This window comes from Pseudoprevotella muciniphila (assembly GCF_003265305.2).
GTDB classification, from domain to species: Bacteria; Bacteroidota; Bacteroidia; order Bacteroidales; family Bacteroidaceae; genus Alloprevotella; species Alloprevotella muciniphila.
Map to the genome: position 1 here is coordinate 1,667,911 of NZ_CP033459.1, position 21,951 is coordinate 1,689,861.

At 46.3% G+C, this 21,951-nt stretch carries 13 protein-coding genes; 11 read left to right on the forward strand and 2 right to left on the reverse strand.

Features of this window, described 5'->3' with window-relative positions; all coding sequences use genetic code 11:
* The 3 genes from C7Y71_RS06745 to C7Y71_RS06755 all read left to right on the forward strand — a co-directional run bounded on the left by C7Y71_RS06745 (position 1) and on the right by C7Y71_RS06755 (position 4,788).
* Positions 1 to 975 (forward strand): M28 family peptidase, encoded by a 975-nt coding sequence (locus C7Y71_RS06745; protein WP_111898359.1) that lies wholly within the window; start codon positions 1 to 3, stop codon positions 973 to 975.
* Positions 976 to 990: 15 nt separating this feature from the next.
* Positions 991 to 1,416: a SufE family protein gene (locus C7Y71_RS06750; RefSeq protein WP_111898358.1), complete on the forward strand. Its 426-nt coding sequence runs from the start codon at positions 991 to 993 to the stop codon at positions 1,414 to 1,416.
* Positions 1,417 to 1,734: 318 nt separating this feature from the next.
* Positions 1,735 to 4,788 carry a M60 family metallopeptidase gene (locus tag C7Y71_RS06755; protein ID WP_146739407.1) on the forward strand — a complete coding sequence of 1,018 codons (3,054 nt, stop codon included), beginning with the start codon at positions 1,735 to 1,737 and terminating at the stop codon, positions 4,786 to 4,788.
* Between the two features lie 118 nt (positions 4,789 to 4,906).
* Here the strand turns inward: C7Y71_RS06755 and buk are convergent, their stop codons facing one another.
* Together buk and C7Y71_RS06765 are read right to left on the reverse strand one after the other, a co-directional pair.
* Positions 4,907 to 6,016: a butyrate kinase gene (gene buk / locus C7Y71_RS06760; protein ID WP_111898401.1), complete on the reverse strand. Its 1,110-nt coding sequence runs from the start codon at positions 6,014 to 6,016 to the stop codon at positions 4,907 to 4,909.
* A gap of 31 nt (positions 6,017 to 6,047) precedes the next feature.
* Positions 6,048 to 6,956 (reverse strand): phosphate acyltransferase, encoded by a 909-nt coding sequence (locus C7Y71_RS06765; RefSeq protein ID WP_111898356.1) that lies wholly within the window; start codon positions 6,954 to 6,956, stop codon positions 6,048 to 6,050.
* Positions 6,957 to 7,120: 164 nt separating this feature from the next.
* Here C7Y71_RS06765 and C7Y71_RS06770 point away from each other — a divergent pair, with 164 nt between their 5' ends.
* The 8 genes from C7Y71_RS06770 to dtd all read left to right on the forward strand — a co-directional run bounded on the left by C7Y71_RS06770 (position 7,121) and on the right by dtd (position 21,949).
* Positions 7,121 to 8,398 (forward strand): histidine phosphatase family protein, encoded by a 1,278-nt coding sequence (locus tag C7Y71_RS06770; RefSeq protein ID WP_111898355.1) that lies wholly within the window; start codon positions 7,121 to 7,123, stop codon positions 8,396 to 8,398.
* Between the two features lie 227 nt (positions 8,399 to 8,625).
* Positions 8,626 to 9,513, forward strand: a complete 888-nt coding sequence (gene xerD, locus C7Y71_RS06775; RefSeq protein ID WP_111898354.1) for a site-specific tyrosine recombinase XerD — start codon at positions 8,626 to 8,628, stop codon at positions 9,511 to 9,513.
* Positions 9,514 to 9,684: 171 nt separating this feature from the next.
* Positions 9,685 to 13,518, forward strand: coding sequence for a CotH kinase family protein (locus C7Y71_RS06780; RefSeq protein WP_111898353.1), 3,834 nt, complete (start codon positions 9,685 to 9,687; stop codon positions 13,516 to 13,518).
* Positions 13,519 to 13,726: 208 nt separating this feature from the next.
* A complete protein-coding gene (locus C7Y71_RS06785) occupies positions 13,727 to 16,918 on the forward strand; it encodes a CotH kinase family protein (protein WP_111898352.1) in 3,192 nt (1,063 codons plus the stop codon).
* A gap of 193 nt (positions 16,919 to 17,111) precedes the next feature.
* Positions 17,112 to 18,989, forward strand: coding sequence for a tRNA uridine-5-carboxymethylaminomethyl(34) synthesis enzyme MnmG (mnmG, locus tag C7Y71_RS06790; RefSeq protein ID WP_111898400.1), 1,878 nt, complete (start codon positions 17,112 to 17,114; stop codon positions 18,987 to 18,989).
* A gap of 67 nt (positions 18,990 to 19,056) precedes the next feature.
* Entirely contained in the window at positions 19,057 to 19,590 is a 534-nt protein-coding gene (locus tag C7Y71_RS06795) for an adenine phosphoribosyltransferase (RefSeq protein ID WP_111898351.1), read from the forward strand.
* Positions 19,591 to 19,625: 35 nt separating this feature from the next.
* A complete protein-coding gene (gene uvrC, locus C7Y71_RS06800; protein WP_111898350.1) occupies positions 19,626 to 21,470 on the forward strand; it encodes an excinuclease ABC subunit UvrC in 1,845 nt (614 codons plus the stop codon).
* 26 nt (positions 21,471 to 21,496) lie between these two features.
* On the forward strand, positions 21,497 to 21,949 hold the full coding sequence (dtd, locus tag C7Y71_RS06805) for a D-aminoacyl-tRNA deacylase (RefSeq protein ID WP_111898349.1): 453 nt from the start codon (positions 21,497 to 21,499) through the stop codon (positions 21,947 to 21,949).
* Positions 21,950 to 21,951 lie beyond the last annotated feature (2 nt).

The window sequence follows — 21,951 nt, forward strand, 5'->3', positions numbered from 1 at the left end:
ATGAAAACTATAAACAAAACACTGATTATCATGCTTTCTTTGCTCAGTCTTATCGGGTGTAAAAAGCCAAAGACAGATGTGCCTATAGGCGAGGATGCGAAAAAATGTGAAGTGCAGTTTGATGCCGACAGTGCTTTCAGGCACATTAAAGCCCAGTGCGACTTCGGTGCCCGCACTCCGGGCAGCGCAGCCCACAAGCAATGTGGCGACTACATTGTAAAGTCGTTTCAAGCGTTAGGGCTGAACGTCATTGAACAGAAGGCACCCATCACGATGTGGGACAAGAAACAATTCGAGTGCCGTAACATCATTGCGCAATACAAGCCTGAAGCAAAAGAACGCATCATTATCTGTACACATTGGGACAGCCGTCCTTGGGCTGACGACGATCCTGACGAAAGCAAGCACAACGAACCTGTCATGGCAGCAAACGATGGGGCGAGCGGTGTCGGCGTGATGCTTGAAGTGGCAGCAAAACTCAAAGAAGTAAACCCGAAGGTAGGCATCGACTTCATCTGCTTCGACCTTGAAGATTACGGCAACCACGACAGCAGCGATGAATCGAGTTGGTGCAAGGGTTCCGCTTATTGGGCAGCGCATCCACATGTGGAAGGCTATCAGGCGCTTCACGGCATATTGCTTGATATGGTAGGCGGCAACGGCGTCGTTTTCCGCCAGGAGATTTTTTCCACACAATATGCTCCACAGGTGCTTTATCAGGTTTGGGATGCCGCTCGTGTGGCAGGCTATGAAAACTACTTCCCAAGCGAGCAGGGCGGCATGATTACAGACGACCACATCCCCATGAACCAAGCCGGTATACCCACTATCGACATCATATCGAGCAACCGCTCGGGAAATGGTTTTTGCGACACATGGCACACCACCCGTGACACCCCCGAAAACATTTCCACCGCCACACTCAAAGCCGTGGGACAGACCTTGCTGCAAGTCCTCTCACAAGAACCTCTCTAAAAATTCATCAGAAAAATGACGATAAACGAAATACAAGACGAAGTCATCGAGGAATTTTCCGAACTCGAAGACTGGATGGACCGCTATCAACTCCTCATCAGCCTTGGCGAGGAACAGGAGCCTTTACCGGAAAGCGAGAAGACCGAACAGAACCTGATTGACGGCTGCCAAAGCCGTTTGTGGCTCTGTTGCGATGAAAAAGACGGCAAACTATACTACCGTGCAGAAAGCGATGCACTCATCGTGAAGGGTATCATCACTCTGCTCATCCGTGTTCTCAACGGGCATACCCCACAGGAAATTCTCGATGCCGACCTTTACTTCATCGACCGCGTGGGATTGAGCGAGCACCTCTCTCCCACCCGCTCAAATGGCCTTTTGTCGATGAAAAAGCAGATGCGCATGTACGCCCTCGCTTATAAAACCAAACAGGAAGGCTAACAGAAATAAATAGTCGAAAAATAATTATGACTGAGTCCATTTATAAATGGACTCAGCATTTATCTACTCGTATGGCTGTCCTATAGGGGCGTTACAGCATAGACAGGGGTGCAATTCACTATGCTATGCTACATTCATTCTACCCCTGCGTATGCTGTATCATCCAGTTTCGTTGAATTATATCTGTTATTATGTGATAATTCAATTTTTTTGCTATTTTTGCAGACATTTTGTAACAAAATGTAATAAAAATCCTTAAAAAAGTTAATTTAAACAAAAAACCAACATACGCAAATCTCATTATTACGTTCAAAAACCATGAAAAAAGATATCTCTTTATTCCTAATCACTTTGCTGGTTTGCAGTTTTGCTCAAGTTCAGCAACTAATGGCAATCCCTGAGTTTTCTTCAGAAAAGTGTTACAAGGTAATGCATGTAAATTCCGGCAAATACCTTCTTTTAAAGGACAGTTACGAGGAATCGAATACCGTGAATGCCACAACTCTGGACAATGAAGGTTCTGTGTTTACCATCACGCAGAGCGGTGGTGGCTACGTTTTCACCAAATACGACACAGAATATACCCTTGGTATCTCCACCTCTACTCAGGGCAATTGGGCGAACTGGAACACGGCGAACAATGTGGCTACTGTATGGACGATTGAAGACGCGGGAGGAGAGGATATATACATTACATCTGAAAAAGGCTACCTTGGTCCAAATGACAACGCAACGAGTAGCGGTTCTTATGTATATACAAACAAGACACAACAAAATAACGCAAAGTGGCAGATTATAGATGCCACAGCAGAACTTCCGAACTATGTCAGTAGTATTACAAGCGGCAAATACTACCGCTTGGTAAGCAATGCATACGATGGCAAGACTATGGCAGTGAATGCCAACGGCGGTCTTGTCCTGACTAATACAGAAAAGGGAAAAGGAAGTTTTGCATATTATTCACAACTATGGCAGATTACAGGTACTAATGGAAAGTATAATTTCAAGAATTTAGTATCCGGTAAATCCATTCAGGCATGGCCGGGACAAAGCCAACAATGGCAAACGGGCAGTAGTGCTGCAAACTTCTATTCCGGCACGACCACCTCCGGCGACAACAAGTTGTTCTGGTTTGCCACAGTAAACAACACGAGCGAACATAAGTCTCTGCATGCTGCAGGTGCTGCAAATCAGAACAACACTGTAGTGGGTTGGCAAGCCAGTTCAGACGCATCAAAATGGCTCTTATGGGAAGTGGATGTAACGGAAGATGATATTGCAGCCGCAGAAGATTGGCGCAAGACACTCAACAGCAATATAGGTAGCGAGTTCGCTAAGTTCTTCACAGATAAGATCTGCACACAGTTGAAAGAAGAATATGTTGCTATGAGCGATGATGATTTGCGTGCTGCCATGAGCGAACTGCCATCGATGATGATTAACGAGGCGATTAGTATAAAAAACGACATGTGGGGCAACAACGCCACATGGAGTGCTTACGAAAAGGATTTTCGCATCCATGAGTATGAGGCATATTCTGCCCCTGGTGTGTGGGCTTCCAAACTCGGTTTTGGCGACTTCGGTCGTCTTACACAACCCACCGGAATCAGGTTGAAGGCGGGAGAAATAGCCTTTCTTTACGTCGAAAGAAGTGCTGCCAGAAATGGTACGCTCAAAGTTGAAATGCCGGTTGGTGTAAACAACACAGGCCCTCAGCAAGATTTGACCAGTGGTCTTAATAAAGTTATAGCAAATGGCGACTGTGAACTGTTCATCACCTACCAAAACACTGATACTGAAACGCCATTATCTGCACATCCTAAAATAAGAATTCATATTGTTGGCGGCACGTGCAACGGTACGTTCGATATGAGCCGCGGCCATACGGACAGAGATTGGCTGTGGCTGAAGCAAAATATGTTCAAAGACACATATCTGCACATGAGGTCCAACTTGCATGTTTTTTGCACTTACCTTGATAATATGCGCTCAGCGCAGAAACTTACAAGGGGTATGCAAATGATTGATTTTGTGTTTGAGGCGCAGGAAAGAGCCATGACCACACGATTCAATGACGGCTACTATCGCCCTATAATGACCGTATGGGACAAAGGTTCCGGCAATCCTTCCGCCGGTAATGGACGCGTTTCTTGGCCAGGTATAAATTACGAATTATTTAATGAGGAAACTTTCCGCGATGGTGGCTGGTGGACAAGTTGGGCTTATCCGCACGAGGTAGGCCATCTTCACCAACGTCCACTGTGGCTTGCCGGCACACGCGAGGGAAGCAATGAAGTTCTTATACAGATTTACACACACCTTTGGGGAAAGAAGACTGCGAAGGGAGCAGTCAGCATTTTGGCAGACCGCTTCAACAAAACAGATGGAGCAACAAGTTGGATTGACAATCTGAAAAATGCAGGCGAGATACAGTCATTTACTCAGAAGATGTGGTACCAACTTTGGCTCTATTTCCATCAAAAGGGCGACGATGAGTTTTTCCCACGATGGATAGAGTGTATCCACAAACGAGGCAACATGCAGAACCGCTTTTATTCCAATGACAATCCGGCAGGAATTGATAAAGACTACATGCGTGCCGCTCTTGCTGCATGTGAGGCTTCGCAGACAGACCTCTATGAGTTTTTCAAAGTGTGGGGATTCTTCAACTATGCTGAGACCATCAACGGAGCAACAGATGCAGGAGTCGCAAGTATTAGTGACTATGAAAGTTTCTATCTCAAAGTTCCGCGCCAATCTGTCCAAGAAGAAGTGGCTCAGATGGAAGCCTGGAAAGCAGAAATGCAGAGTTATGAGAAAAAAGCGCCGGGCATCATGTTCATCAACAGTACTGCTGAGCAGGGACAAATAGGCGAAGATGCTGAAGTTGTCAAATATTTCCCTGATCTTCTGGGTGCAAATATCGTAAATTTTGGCGCAAACGATGATTCGGGTTGCACCGGTTATTACACACACTTTGGTAAGAATGAGGCAGACAACATTGGTTTTAAGCGTAGTGGGGCAAACTTTACCATAACAGGTACCGGCGCCGTGGGTTATAAGATTTATGACGACAAGGGCGAACTTGTTTTTATTAGTTTCAAAAATACATTCAAGACAAGCAATGCTATAGCAAGAGGCATAAACGAAGGTCGTTACTCTCTTGTTGCTTCGCTTGGCGACGACACAGACTTGTTGCTTAGCGGTCCTCCCACTATTTATACAAACAATGAAACGACAGGCATTTCTTCAATTCGAGATGAACAATTCGCAAACAACAGTTGGTACACCATTGGAGGCGTAAAACTAAACGGCAGACCTACTGCAAAAGGTGTTTATATTATCGATGGTAAGAAGGTTATAATTAAATAAGAATTCAGTAGTTAACATACTTTTCAAAATACCCATCCGAAATGCTTATTATAGGCATTGCGGATGGGTAATTTTTTTCTTCTGACTTTTACCGGTCAGCAATAACTTATTATTCTTCCTAAGATTGTTCTTCCGCAAAGAGGTTTTTTGTCTTACGGAAAACACTATCGTTGAATTCCTTTATTGGCAATTCACCTCGCAACACTGCAAGTGCATTGCCTGCCAACGCCTTCATTTCGTCTTCTCCCGGGAATACATGTACGGGGGCAATGTGCTGTATGCGCTCCACGATACCCTCTCTGATGTATTGGTCTTTACAAAGTCCTCCCGTGAGGAGAATGGCATCTACCTTTCCATAAAGAACCGTTGACATTCCTGCAATTTCTTTTGCCGTTTGAAGAATTAGTGCGTCCATAACGAGTTTCGCCTTGTAGTCGCCCTTCTCCACCCTGTCCATCACCTCAAACATGTTGCTCGTGCCAAGATATGCCCTGACACCACAATTCTTAAAGAAGAAGTTGTCGAGTGTATGTTTGTCGTATTTTCCGGAGAAACAGAGTTCCACTACTCCACGTGCCGGCAGCGATCCGCTTCGCGTGATAGAGAAAGGTCCGTCGTCGCCCATGCCGTTGTTTGAATCGACAGCACGCCCGTGGCGGTGCACTGCTATTGATGTGCCTCCGCCCAGGTGACAGACGATGAGATTGAGTTCTTCATACTTTTTGCCTGCCTGCTTGGCGTATGTGCGTGCTATGGCTCGCTGATTAAGCGTGTGCCAGAATGGTTCTCGCTCGATGAGCGGAAAACCGCTGATACGGGAGATTTCATCGTATTCGTCTGTCATGCCCGAATCGGCAGTAAGTGCCATACATCCTTCTATCTGTTGCGCCAGGATGTAGGCAAGAATGGAACCGAAGTTGCAGGGATGCTCACGTACGGGGTGTTGCAGCGCCTCGTACATTCTGTCGTTCACCTCATACACACCGCCTTCTATGGGACCGAGCAATCCTGCACGCCCCACAATGGCGTCAAAGTTGAAGTCTATGTTTGCATCCACAAGTTCCGTAAGAATATGGTTGCGTCGATAGTCCAGTTGTTGTGCTATGGTCTTTAATTTTTCAAGTTCGCTGAAAGAATGGTTGATGCCTTTTTCAAAAACCACTTGTTCGTCTTCGTAAACGGCGATTTTTGTACTTGTCGAACCTGGATTTATGGCCAATATCCGCATATTTTGTTTTTGTTTATTCGTGTTTATTTGTTTATTTACCAACAACAGCCGCCATGGCTAAACTATAGAATTTCGATTCTCCGTCATCTCCCCGTGATGACACCACCACCGGGCACGATGTGCCGCAGAGTATGCACGCCTGCTTGGCTTCTCCGAAAAAGGAAAGTGTCTTGTAGAATGCATTTGCTGCTTCGAGGTCGGAAAAAATAAGCGCGTCTGCACGGCCTGCTATAGGCGACTTTATGCCCTTTACCTCCATGGCTTCCGAGTCAACAGATGTCCTGACATCCAGAGGCCCGTCGATGATGGCTTTTCCCCATTTTCCTTCCCGCGACTCCTGGGACAGATCGGCATAGTCCACAGAACATGGGAATTTCTCGCTGACTTTCTCTGTGAAATGTATGAGCGAGATGCGTGGTTCTTCTATTCCGAAAGCGTTGCAAACGTCGATGGTGTACTTCACCTGCCACTCGCGCTGTTTGCGGGTAGGTACAGGTATGACAGCCGGGTCGGAAAAGAAAAGAAGTTTGTCGTATGCTGCCGTTTCTGCCACAGCAATGAGTGTTAGGATGTTTCCTGCGGGTAACAATCCTTTTTCCTTGTCCAGGACTGCCCGTAACAAGTTGTCGGTATGAACCAGCCCCTTCATCAGGAAATCTGCCTTGCCTTCGCGAACGAGAGTCACGGCAAATTGTGCTGACTCGTCTTCATCTTCCATGGGAAATTGCTGTATGTTAGCCTTATGGGGTAAAAACTCCTGATGCTTTTCAAAATCGGGTATCTGCCCAACAAAGATTACATCGATAAAACCAGCCTCAAGCCCACGATGAAGGGCATAGAGGGTGCTCTCGTCTGTACCTGAAATCACAGCGACACGTTTGCGTTGCTCCATTTCGTTGAGGTGGCTGACAAGTTGCTTGAAACTTTTAATTCTTTCCATCTTTTACAAATACTTAGGTGGCAAATTTAACACTTAATCGATAAGCGAGAAATAATTGTTGAGATAAAAGTTTTATTTTTAACCTTTTGGCGTGCGCGTTTTCTAAAAACGACTTGCCGACTTTACAATAAAAGCACTAACTTTGCACAAAACATCTCTACATCATGAAAAAAATTTGTTTATTCCTTGTTGTTGCTTTGTCGTTGGGTCCCGTTTTCGCCCAGACAGCGCGTGAAGAAATCTATGAGGACGTACATTGTTCTGCAGCCAATTATTATGCCTACCCTGACCCTGTCGGTGTGAAATATACCACAGCACCTAAAGGTTACAAGCCATTCTACATCAGCCACTATGCCCGCCACGGCTCACGCTGGCTGATTGGCAAGAAAGAATACTCGGGTCCGGCAGAAACCATGCGCAAGGCATACGAGGCGGGTGCATTAACAGCCAAAGGCATGGAAGTGATGCACGTTCTCGATAGTCTGGACCACATGTCGAAAGGGCGACTGGGCGAACTCACCCCTCTTGGCGCTCGCCAGCACCGCGGCATAGCCAAGCGTATGTACGAAAACTTCCCGGAAGTATTCGCCGGCAATGCCCCCATCGATGCCCGCTCAACCGTAGTAATCCGCTGCATCCTCTCGATGATGGCAGAATGTCTGCAACTTCAGACCATGAACCCCGACCTTCAGATCAAGAACGACGCCAGTTATCACGACATGTACTACATGAACTATGAGCACGACGACAATATCTCCAAATACCGCAAAAGCGAGGAAGCCCAAAAGGTGCGCACAGATTGGTGGAACAAGACTATCCAACCCGACCGCTTCATCAGCATGCTGTTCTCCGACACAGCCTACGTCAGCCAAAACATCAACAAAGGTGGCCTGATGTGGAACATCTTCGACATAGCCGCCAACATGCAAAGCCTGGACACTGACCTCGACCTTTATCCGCTTTTCACAAAAGAAGAATGCTACGCCATCTGGACGAACAAAAACCTAAGTTGGTATCACAACTACGGACCTTCAAAACTCACTCAAGGTAAGTTGCCCTACTTTGAAGCCAACCTGCTGAAAAATATCGTTGAAACCGCTGATTCCTGCATCAAGTTGAATAAACCCGGTGCCACCTTGCGCTTTGGTCACGAAGTGGTGGTCTATCCGCTAACTTGCCTTATGGAACTCGGCGACTACGGCACCACAGAAGAAGATCCTGCCAAACTCGACGAGAAATGGCGAAACTATAAAATCTTCCCGATGGCAAGCAACGTGCAACTCGTTTTCTACCGCAAGAAAGGCAGCAACGACATCCTCGTAAAGGTGATGCTCAACGAACACGAGATGAGTCTCCCGGTGAAGAGCGACATGGCACCTTACTACCATTGGTCCGATGTGTCAGACTACTACAAAGACAAACTCAGCAAGATGTCCTTCTGAATTGGGTAATAGTCAAGAATTTGAGAATTATAGAATTTAAGTTTCGTAGCGTAGCATTCGCGTCATCGCCGAGCGAAGCAATGGCAAAAATCGAAAACATTACGACAAAGTCTGTTTAATCCGTGTCCGTCGCGTTCCAAAAACTGTCGTCATTAGCATTCTAACTATAGCGAAGCGAAAGATGCAAAATCTAAATTCTATAATTCTCTAATTGAAGATAATTGAAAATGGTTGATAAATACCGCACTTACATCCTTCTTGAGCAAGGTCTTTCGGAAAACACGCGAGAGGCCTACCTGCGCGATGTGCGGAAATTTCTCGACTACCTCAAGGACGAAAACATCGACGTCAAGGACGTCAACCTTGAAGTGATCCACCGTTTTTCTTGGACCCTTGTTGACATCGGCATTTCGCAACGCAGCATAGCGCGCCAGCACAGTGCCTTGCGGTCTTTCTTCAAATTTCTTGTACTCGACGGTTTCATCGACTCCGACCCCACCGAACTCTTGGAATCGCCAAAGAAAAGCAAACACCTGCCCGAGGTGCTTACTCTCGAAGAAGTGGATGCCATCATCAGCACCATCGACCTGAGCCAACCTTTCGGACAGCGCGACCGCGCCATTATAGAGATGCTCTACAGTTGCGGGCTGCGTGTGAGCGAACTCTGCAACCTGAAACTGAGCGACCTCTTTCTCGACGAAGGCTTCATCCGCGTTGTAGGAAAAGGCGACAAACAACGTCTTGTGCCCGTATCACCCCGTGCAGAACAGGAACTGAAACTGTGGTTCATTGACCGCAATGCCATCACTCCAAAAGATGGCGAAGAAGACTACGTTTTCCTAAGCGAGCGCCGCCGCCAGCACCTCTCACGCATAACGGTATTTCACAACATCAGGCTATACGCAGAAGCCGCCGGAATAACAAAGACCATCAGTCCGCACACCTTCCGACACACCTTCGCCACCCATCTGCTCGAAGGCGGGGCTAACCTCCGCGCCATACAGGCCATGCTGGGCCATGAAAGCATAGCAACGACTGAAATCTACACCCACATCGACCGCAGTTTCCTCCGACGTCAAATACTCGATTATTTCCCACGCAACAAAGAGAAGTGATTTCTAATTATGTATGTCTTCTTCTTTCTACGAGTATTTTACATTTTTTTATCGAGAATTTTTGTTCACTCGTACTAATTTTGAGCACGTTTATCAATTATTATCACTTTGATTCTTTTTTATAATCAGTTTCCCGTAATTTTGCGGCGCTTTTATATACATCACTCTAACATGAAGAAGTTTTTACTCTTACACTTCGCTTTTATGCTATGCCTCATCAGCTTAAAAGCACAATCTTATTCTTCAGCCACACTGTCGAATTATTCCTCCACTGCGATAACTTCGCTATCTGACATCACAGAAGGTAGCCGTTTCCTTGTGTGGAACAATGGGCGCAACTGCTACATCTATGAAAGTTCCTCAAACCAAATGATGCAGAACAGCATGCCAGACATCTCATACGTGCTAACATTCGACAATGTGACCAACTACGGTTCATACGTTACCGCCAATATCCGCGCAGCAAGCGGCAACTTATTGCCCGACCTGAGCAAAAGCGCTAATGTTTATACTTCTTCTACAAAAGTGCTCTACACCATCACGATGAGCAATAATCTGTTCCAGTTTGTCAGTCCAAGCGGCATAGGCTTGAACGGCAATGGGTCAAATGGTAGTGGCAACGGGTCGAATGTTATAGGCTGGACGGCAGGCAACGGTTCCAATGGTTCTTTCAAACTCTACAGCGCTACGATTGATGGTGATGAACAAAGCGTTTTCAACGAAAATGAGACCTATCGCCTGTGTTGCAAAAGTTATGATGGTGCTATCGGTTTGGGAGCATACCACAACACCTCCATACTCATCTACTATGTAACCGGTCAAGACGTTCAGGACGAAGACTGCTGGTGGAACATCATCCCCGACGGCGACGCAGGCTATATCATCCAGAATGCCCTTACCGGCGACTACCTGAAATACGTAGGCGAATATGGTAACACAGTAAAATATCTCACTACAACCGATGACCCTTCTACAACTGATGCGCTTTGGACGTTTACATACGACGCCACCAACGAGGCATACTACGTCACCAATGTTGCCCAGCCAAATTATCGTTTCAACCTGAGGACAAGCGGATCAACAGCAAACCTGTTAGGTTGTTACAGCAACACCAGCAAACCGACAAATAATGAACTTTTCGCTATATACGACAGCAACGGGAACCTTATTACAGGCACACAGAGTTCCTCGGGTGGGAATTCCGGCGGCAGCGAAACAGTTGACGTGGGCAACTTTGCCATCTATGTGGATTCGCTCCAATTCAACGACAAATGCCTCATCTATGACAACTACGGCAATGGGCGCTACATGTTCTCCCTGCCGCAGTCAGTGCGCGGCGGCGGCGACTTTACGGCAACCTTGAAATTCAAGAACCTGACGAACGATGACATCTCCTTTAGGATTGACGGTCAGACCGTATCGAATGGTGGTACATTCACTTTAAATAACGTTACCTGCCAGTCTGCGTACGACCTGTACATTCTCGTGAACGGCACTCCGACACGCAAATGTAGCCTGAACTTCACTTTCATGCCTATCGTTTCGGTGAATGTGAGCAGTTGCGGCACAAGTTATTACACCGCCGGCACTTTCCATCTCCTCGATGGCGATGCGGCAACCGACGACAGTACCTACTATGCCAAATACCGCCACCGCGGTGCCACGGCATCTGGAAAGCCAAAGAAAGCATACGCTGTCAAGATGATAGACGAGAACGGCAACAGTGTTGACCGCAGTTTCCTCGGTATGCGCTCGGACAACAACTGGATTCTCGATGCAGCATACGTTGACCCGAGCCGTATGCGCAACCGCGTCAGCACAGACCTTTGGAACGACTTCGCACACGACCCCTACCAACAAGCGTTCGAGAACAAAAAAGTTTCTACAGGCACACATGGCCAGTTTGTAGAAGTCCTGCTCAACGGCACATATCGCGGTATATATTGCTTCACAGAGAAGATGGACCGCAAGCAACTGCGATTGGAGAAAACGGACTCTGTTTTTGACATTTTCACAGATGAAACGGAAGTTACCGTGCGTGGCACACTTTATAAAACCACGAGTTGGGGTTACGAAGTATTTATGGGACACAATACAGGCTCAAAATCGTATCCACGGACAGCACCTTCTTCCTATAGAAACACATCTGCGTCATGGTGCAGCTATGAAGGAAAATATCCCGATGTGGAAGATGGCGAGAAATTTGACTACGGACCAATCTGGCGAGCAGTAAACCTCGTAGCAGCAGGTTCTGACCAAGAGTTTGTGGATAGTTTTGCTTACTATTTCGACAAACCCGTACTCGATGATTATTACCTCTTCATTGAACTTCTCCTTTCCACCGACAATCACGGCAAAAATATGTACTATTATGCTTACGACACCAATCCTTCTACTAAGAAACTCAACAAAGGTTTTACGGAAAAGGATAAAATAGGTGTGGCTGTATGGGACCTTGACGGGACTTGGGGTTGTCGCTGGGAAGGTTCTACGAACGTTACCAACACCACCAATTATAAAAAATACGACACATACGATGATTTCCTTTGGGCTTACGAACATGGACAGTTGACCTACTTCACCCGTCTTCGCGAACTTTCCGCGTTCGACTGGGAAAACACACTCGCCAACCGCTATGCCGAACTGCGCCGCACATGGTTCCAGCCCGACAGTCTCTGCAAGCGTTTTACAGACTATTACAGCCTCTTCCAGGAGAGCGGTGCCGACTCGCGCGAAAACACACTGTGGAGTACCAATATCAGTAACAACATCAGTTATACCACTCAATGGATTCAAGACCGCATAGCCTACCTCGACGAGCAATACGGTTACAGCGAAAGTACCATTTCGCTGACCATGCCTGCCGGCGGATTTACCACATACTATAGCAGCAATGCGCTCAAACTTCCATCGGGGCTTACAGCAGGCATCGTAACTGCAGTCACATCCGATGAAGTAACCATCGATTGGCTCTATCCTGAAGGAAGTGTGGTACCGGCGGGTACAGGCATCATACTCAAAGGCGATGCAGGAACATATACCCTCGTGACATACGCCGCCTATTCGGGCGAAACTGCACCAGAAGGCAACCTGCTGCATGGCAGCGACGTGGCAGCAACAACGACCGGCGGAACCTACTACTACCGCATCAATAACAGAAGCAACGCCCAAACAGTAGGTTTCTATCAGGCTAACAGCAATGCCGGTGCATTTACGGCTAACGCACACGAAGCCTACCTCGCGCTCGATGAATACATAGGAACTTCTGTTCTCCTGAACAAGACTGTGCTTCTTGGCGACGCTAACGAAGACAACAGCGTAAACGTTAGCGATATCGTGGCTACAGTGAACTACATACTTGGTTCCACGTCCTCCACATTCAACACCACCAACGCTGATATCAACAGCGACAACGCCGTAAACGTGAGCGATATTGTGGGCATCGTAAACATTATTCTCGGCAACACAACAAGTGCTACAAGCAAACTTGAGTCCATGACCGAAGAAACTGCTATTGATCAACTCACGATGCAACTCTCTTCTACCAACAAACTGTTGATGATCCTCAACAACGAGAACGACTTCACCGCCTTCCAGTTCGACCTCGTCCTGCCCGAAGGCACCACGCTGCAGGATGCCAGCCTGAAACGCAGCAGTGGTCATAGTGTGGTTTTCGCACCTCGTGGCAATAATCGTTATACCATCCTCGCCTACTCCGTCTTCAACGCATTGCTTCCCGGCAGCATGGGCGACCTGCTCGAACTCACCCTCAGCAACCAACCCCTCGGAACCATCACAGCCGGCGACATCACGTTCAGCACACAAAGTTCCGAGAGCCACCAGTTCAGCCCGCTGACACTCATCATCGACAGCACCACAGGCGTAAACACTGCGGCACAGAGTTCCGACTCAAAGGAAACGCTCTACGATCTTCATGGCAGACGCGTGAGAAATACGAACGCAAACGGTATTTATATCGAAAACGGAAAGAAAGTGTTGAAATAAACATTGTTCATCTATTAACACCCTATCGGCAGGAAAGCACTGGCTAACCTGCCGATATTTATTCGATTGTACCAGATTAGCACCTAATTATATACTTTTTTTCTCAAAAAACTCACAAAAACAGCGAGCAGTTCTTTTTCTTTTGTAATTTTGCCTTTTACTATAAACTGTATAAATAATTTACCTGAAAAGGTCAAAAAATAGAATCATGAAAAGATTTATCTTCTTGATGTTTTCTTTGTTCGGACTATTGGCGGTAAACGCCCAGATAGACTTCGATGAAACAAAAGAATACTACATCAAATCCATTTACAACAACGGTTGGATTGGGCGCGGCGCACAACATAACGCCACCCCTCAAATCTACTGTGTAACCACAGGTGCTGTGGATTACGATGGGTGGTGGATTATCAAAAAAACAACTGACGGTACGAGTTATACCATTCAAAATTCGCAATCGGGCGAATATCTGGTTTTTGATGCCGTTACCTACAACAGCACGAACAAATACCTCATGCTCTCCACAGACGGCACTTCTGACGAGGCTAAATGGACTTTTGACTATTATTCTTCACAAAACGCACTTCGTGTCATCAGTGTAGCCGACAATGAATATGTGTTCAATTTAAGAACAAGCGGGACCCCAAATCTCCTTGGTTGCTACCGAAACGTGAACAGTGCATCAAACAACGAATTGTTCCAGTTTATAGACAAAGACGGCAACCAGGTTCCCACTACAGAAGTTAAACCGGACGACCCCGACCCAATCACCGGATCTTTCTCTGAATATGTGGACTCATTACAATTAGACAACAAGAACCTTGTTTACAATAAAAGTAGTGAGACTTTCATGATGTCGCTTTCCGAATCATTGCGCGGCGGTAAAGACTACAAACCGACAGTCAGTTTTAAACAAATCAGAAATGGAAACATACGCATACGCATCGGAAACAATTATGCCGGCAATGGTGAAGAACTGTCTATTCCTGCCGTAACATGCGCATCGCCTTACAATATCGCTGTGGAACTCAACGGTGAAATTGTGGCATCGACTACGCTCTCATTCACATTCCTCCCCATCGTGCAAATGAATGTGGCATCATGTAACGGCAGTTACTACACGAACGGCACATTCCACCTGCTCGACCCTGACCGCCTGTTTGACGACAGCCTCTACACCGCTAAATTCAAATATCGCGGTGCTACGGCACAAGGCTACGAAAAGAAAGCCTACAACGTGAAGATGATTGACGCTGCGGGCAACAAGGTGGACCGCACGTTCCTCGGTATGCGCGAAGACAACAATTGGGTGCTTGATGCCATGGCGATAGATAAAGCAGATATGCGCAACCGCGTTGCCACAGACCTTTGGAACGACTTCTCGCACGAGCCATATCACCAACCCTTTGAAAATAAGAAAGTTAGCACAGGAACTCACGGACGATTTGTGGAGGTTTTCCTCAACGGCGAATACCGCGGCATCTATTGTTTTACAGAAAAAGTGGACCGCAAGCAACTGCGTCTTGAGTCGCTCGATACAGATCTGTTTACAGAAGAACAAACCATCCGCGGCACCCTTTACAAAACCACAAGTTGGGGCTACGAAGTGTTCATGGGACATGAGACAGACAGATCAAATTTTCCTCGCAGGGCTCCGAGTTCCTACAATAACAAGAGCACATCGTGGTGCTATTACGAAGGAAAATACCCTGACGTGGAAGACGGTGAGCCTTTTGATTATGGACCTATCTGGCGTGCCGTAAACATAGTGGCTGCCGGATCAGACGAACAGTTTGTTGACAGTTTTGAATACTACTTTGACAAACCCGTCATTGACGACTATTATCTCTTCCTTGAACTCATCCTTGCCACCGACAACCATGGCAAGAATATGTTCTACTATTGTTACGACACCAACCCTTCTGCAAAAAAACTGGCAAAAGGTTTCACGGAGAAAGACAAAGTGGGCATTGCCGTTTGGGACCTCGATGGCACCTGGGGCAGGCGCTGGGATGGCGGAAACTCTTACACGAGCAATCCGCAAACCGATTTCGAGACCTTCATCAGCAGATATGAACACGGGCAACTGACTTACTTCACACGTCTGCGAAACATATCCTATTTCAACTGGGAAGAGACACTTGCGAGCCGATACTGCCAGGTGCGCCGCACATGGTTCAACCCCGATAGTCTGTGCAAGCGTTTTACCGACTACTACAGCCTCTTCGAAGAGAGCGGAGCAGACACCCGTGAGGAGGACAGATGGTATTCCTACCATTACTCTGTAGGCATCGGAGAAGACGTGGAATGGACATGCAACTGGATACGCAACCGCATTGCATATCTTGACAATAAATACGGCTATGCAGAAAGCACGGGAAGCATCACCATTTCTGCCAGTGGCTACAACACACACTTCAGCACGGAAGCCTACCGCGTTCCTGAGGGCGTGGAAGCAGGTGTGGTTACTGCCGTGAGAAACGACTCTATGAACATTGACTTCTGCTACCAGCCGGGAAGCATTATTCCCGCAAAAGCGGCAGTGATTGTTAAGGGTCAACCTGGCACATACAACACCACGATCTATGGTTCTACCTTACATGAAGAAATGCCAGAAACGAACCTCCTTAAAGCCTATGTACAAAGTGCAATAACCACAGGCGGAGCCGGCTACTTCCGCTTCAGTCATTCCAATGACTCAGCGTTAGTGGGCTTCTACGCACAAAGGAGTGCCCAAGGTGCATGGCAAGCAAGAGCCGGAGAGGTGTACCTTGTTACACCTACAAAGAATTCTGCAGACAGTGTGCTTATCAACCACCCGCAAAAACCTGTCATAGAAGAAGTAAGTATCACCATCAGCGAAGGTGGATACACCACCTACTTCAGCAGCAATTCCTATACCCTGCCAGCAGGTACAGAAGCAGGTATCGTAACCGCAGCCAGCAACACGGACATGACGGTGGATTACATCTACAAAGCAGGCGACGTCATCCCCGCCAACACGCCTGTAATCATAAAAGGCGCAACAGGTAACTACACCATTGCCATCATTGCTCCTGAAGGCACAGCGCCCTCTCCCAACCTACTCGTCGGTAGCGATGAGCCTACAGCGGTAACAGGCGATTACACCTATCGTTTCGACAAGGAAAACAGCGGAGAAACAATAGGTTTCTATAGGACAGATACATTTACGACTGGTGCACACGAGGCCTATCTCTCATTGTCAGCATTCAGTGAGGCAGACGCCTACTTGCTTAATGGTGGTGTGATTTCTGGTATCAACGAAATCAATGAAATGAGCAAGACAGGCATTGTTTACGACTTACAGGGTCGTATCGTGAAGAAGCCTGTGCGAGGAGGTATTTACCTCATCAACGGCAAGAAAGTTATTCTTAAATAACTATCCTGAACTATCATCTTTTAGCAAGCGCTCCTTTTTGGTGCGCTTGCTTTTTTTGGCAGAGAATTGTGCTTTTGGTAAAGCAAAACGTCTGATGGTTGCTTAATCCGAGTTAAAACCGTAAATTTGCATATCAAAACAAGGATCCGTTTGCCGGAAGGCATTGGAAGACATTGCTCGTACGACAAATTTCATGCAACAAGATTTCAAATACGACATCATTGTGGTTGGTGCCGGTCACGCCGGGTGCGAAGCGGCAGTTGCCGCTGCGCGCATGGGTGCCCGTACATGCATCATCACCATGGATATGAACAAGATTGCACAAATGAGTTGCAATCCTGCCGTAGGAGGCATTGCCAAGGGGCAGATCGTTCGCGAAATAGACGCCTTGGGAGGTCAGATGGGTCTTATAACCGATGCTGCATCCATACAGTTCCGTATGCTTAATCGCTCCAAGGGACCTGCAATGTGGAGTCCACGTGCACAGTGCGACCGCATCCGCTTCATACAAGAATGGCGCAAGGTGCTGGAGAATACGCCCAACCTTCACATTTGGCAAGATGAAGTTTGCGAACTGCTGACAAACAAAGGGCAAGTGAACGGTGTCCGCACCATTTGGGGTGCAGAATTCACTGCACGCTGCGTCATCATCACGGCAGGCACTTTCCTCAACGGCCTAATGCATGTGGGACGAAAACAGATTCCCGGCGGTCGCTGTGCCGAACCAGCAGTGCTTCACCTTACAGAGTCCATCACACAGCACGGCATCCGTGCGGAACGAATGAAAACCGGCACACCTGTCAGAATAGACAAGCGGAGTGTGCATCTTGACGAAATGGGATTAGAGCCTGGGGATGAAGACATGCGGACATTCTCATACATATCCGAAGGTCATCCCCTACCCCAACAGCCTTGCTGGACTTGTAACACAAACGAAGATGTGCACGATATTCTGCGCGGAGGATTGCCCGACTCTCCACTCTACAATGGCCAGATTCAAAGCATAGGTCCGAGATATTGCCCATCGATAGAAACCAAACTCGTTACCTTTGAGGGACGAGACCACCACCCGCTTTTTCTTGAGCCCGAAGGTGTCGACACCAACGAGATGTACCTCAATGGATTCTCGTCAAGCCTTCCCATGGATGTTCAGATTGAGGCATTGCGAAAAATACCTGCTCTGCGTGATGTGGTTGTCTATCGTCCTGGCTATGCCATAGAGTATGACTTCTTCGACCCGACCCAACTGACTCACAGTTTGGAATCCAAGCTCATAGACGGCCTCTTTTTTGCAGGTCAGGTAAATGGTACCACAGGCTATGAAGAAGCGGCAGGACAAGGTCTTATGGCAGGAATTAACGCTGTTTTGAAGTGTTCCGGTAACTCTTCCTTCACATTAGGACGCGACGAGGCATATATAGGTGTGCTGATTGACGACCTTGTAACCAAGGGTGTCGATGAGCCTTATCGTATGTTTACTTCACGCGCCGAATACCGCATCCTGCTCCGCCAGGACAACGCAGACATGCGGCTCACTCCCCACGCTCTCCGCTTAGGGTTGGCTACTAACAAAAGACGCTCTGTCTTTGAAAAGAAGGAAAAAGACATTCAAAGCCTGATGCAGTTTGTAAAAGAGACTGTTATACGCCCCGAATTCATCAACAACTTTCTTCAAAGCGTCGGAAGTTCTTCACTTAGAGGAAGTTGCAGGCTTTCTGATTTATTGGCTCGTCCTCAGGTAAACATGAACGCCCTGGCTGACAACGTGCCTATACTTCAGCAACACCTCGACCAGGTTTCTACTCGCAGGAAGGAAGTGGCCGAGGCTGCGGAGATAGAAATCAAATATGCTGGCTACATCTCCCGCGAGCAACAGTTGGCTGAGAAAATGCAGCGACTGGAGGATATAAAAATTAAAGGACATTTCGACTACGCCTCGCTTCATGAAATATCCACCGAGGGGCGACAAAAACTTATTGCAATAGATCCGGAAACACTTGGACAAGCGAGCAGAATTCCCGGCGTTTCGCCAAGCGATATCAGCGTCTTGCTTATTCTTTCAGGAAGATAAACGAAATGTTTCACGTGAAACAAAAAAAACAAGCAAACCGTTTCACGTGAAACAAAATATTTATAAAATGAATAAAGATTGTATTTTAGAAAACTTAAGAAACATCCCGAACTACCCCAAGCCTGGGATTCAATTTCAAGACGTCAGCACAATTTTCAAAAACGCTGAATGCCTAAAGGAAATGGCTGACGAGATTGTAAACCTTTACAAAGACAAAGGCGTCACCAAGGTTGTTGGTATAGAATCGCGAGGCTTTGTTCTCGGCGCGATTGTTGCATCACGATTGGGTGCAGGGTTTGTGATGTGTAGAAAACCCGGAAAACTACCCGGCACAACGCGTAAAGCATCGTACCAAAAAGAATATGGATACGACTGCATAGAAATTCACGACGATGCCATCAACGAAAACGACACTATCCTAATACACGACGACCTATTGGCGACAGGCGGTTCTATGTTGGCAGCATATAATCTGGTGAAGTCATTCAAACCGAAAGACATCTACATCAATTTCATCATTGAACTTTGCATGGAGGGTCTTGGGGGAAGAAAAACACTTGAGGGTACGAACCTTACCACACTGTTGCAAGTTTCAAGATAACAGATATGTTATAAAATCGTGTTTGTTTGAATAAAATGGATGCGGCGTTAGAGAGTAAATTAAAAAACATCGTAACAAACTTACCGGAGTCGCCAGGAAGTTATCAATACCTCGACGAAACCGGTAAAATTATCTATGTCGGCAAGGCGAAAAACCTTAAACGTCGTGTAAGTTCATATTTCAACAAAGACCAACAGTCACAGAAGACAAAACTTCTTGTTTCAAAAATACGTGATATACATTATATCGTCGTTAAAACGGAAGAAGACGCGCTTCTGCTTGAAAACAACTTAATCAAGCAACACAAGCCCAAATATAACATTCTTCTCAAAGACGGCAAGACGTACCCGTCAATTGCTGTAACAAAGGAATTTCTGCCACGGATTTTCAAGACCAGGAACCGCAATCTGAAACACGCTCTCCTATTCGGTCCTTACAGCCACGCGGGAACAATGTATGCTTTATTAGATTTATGCAAGGAACTTTATCAAGTACGCCCCTGCATGACACCCATAACCAAGGAGGGCGTTGAAACCGGAAAATACGACGTCTGTCTCCGCTATCATTTGCACAAGTGTAAAGCCCCATGCTGTGGCAGGCAAACCCATGAAGAATATGTCGCAAACATCGGACAATGTATTGAAATATTAAAAGGCAACACAGCAGAATTATCACGAAATCTTCGGAAGAAGATGGAGACGCTAAGCGAAGAATTGCGATTTGAAGAAGCCGAAGAAATAAGAAAAAAATACGAAATCATCGAAAATTTCCGTTCAAAAAGTACGGTTATTTCGAGTGTTGAGCACAACATTGACGTTTTCAACATTGACAGCGATGAAAAGGCGGCTTATGTCAACTACCTGCACGTAGTAAAAGGTTCCATTACGCAAGCCTATACTTTAGAATGTAAAAAGAAACTAGACGAATCCAACGAAGAAATTATAGCATACGCTATTATTGAACTGCGTGAAAAATTTGCATCAAACTCTAAGGAAATCGTTGTGCCATTTAAGGTAGATATTCCCGAATCCATCGCTATTCAAACCATACCACAACGCGGCGACAAATACCATCTGCTTGAACTTTCTGCGCTCAATGTAAAACAGTACAAGTTTGACAAACTTAAACAGGCTGAAAAACTGAATCCTGAACAGAAATCAGTACGACTGATGAAGGAGATACAAAAAGACCTTGGATTGAGTTCCCTACCCTATCGCATCGAACTGTTCGACAATTCAAACATCAGCGGTGAGGACGCTGTGGCTGCGTGTGTTGTGTTTGAGAAACTGAAACCTGCAAAAAAAGAATATCGCACTTATAATATTAAAACAGTTACAGGTCCTGACGACTATGCATCAATGAAAGAAGTTGTCAGAAGAAGATACAGCCGTATATTTGAAGAACTATCTTCCCTACCCGACCTGATTATTGCGGATGGCGGCAAAGGGCAAATGGAAGTGATACGCGAGGTTACAGAGGATGAACTAAAACTTAACATCCCTATTGCCGGACTTGCAAAAGACAAACGTCACCGCACACGCGAACTTCTGTTCGGTTTTCCGCAGAAGAGTATAGGAGTAGACCCTTCTTCACAACTCTTTCGCACACTTACCCAAATGCAGGACGAAGTACACCGCTTTGCCATCAAGTTCCACAGAAACAAAAGAAGCAAAAGACAGGTCGCCAGCGAACTTGATAAAATCGATGGAATCGGCAAAAAAACGAAAGAATTGCTGTTGAAGAAGTTCGGCAGCGTCAAAGTGATTAAAAACGCCGATGAAACCGCGCTTCAGAAGATTCTTGGACCTATAAAGGGTTCGAAGATATACCACAATTTACATAAAGGTGACATTTCTTCAGAGAAGATAAACGACATTTAAACTTTTCTGCTTAATTTTGTGTTACAATGAGAGTAGTCATACAGCGTACACAATCCGCATCTGTTAAAATTGATGGAAAAACCAACGGTGAAATCGGCAAAGGTTTGCTGATTTTATTGGGCATCGAACCATCCGACACACAAGAAGATGTTTTATGGTTGGTAAAAAAAGCGGCAATGCTGCGCATATTCGATGACGATGAAGGCGTGATGAACAAATCCGTTATTGATATAAATGGCGATGTCATGGTGGTGAGTCAATTCACTCTCATGGCAAGTTATAAAAAAGGAAACCGACCATCGTATATTCGCGCAGCAGGTCCTGAAATCGCCATACCACTCTACGATTATTTCTGCAGCGAAATGGAAAAAACTATAGAAAAACCCGTTAAAACCGGTGTTTTTGGTGCGAATATGCAAGTTGAATTGCTAAACGATGGCCCTGTAACCATCTGCATGGATTCTAAACGAAAAGAATAGTA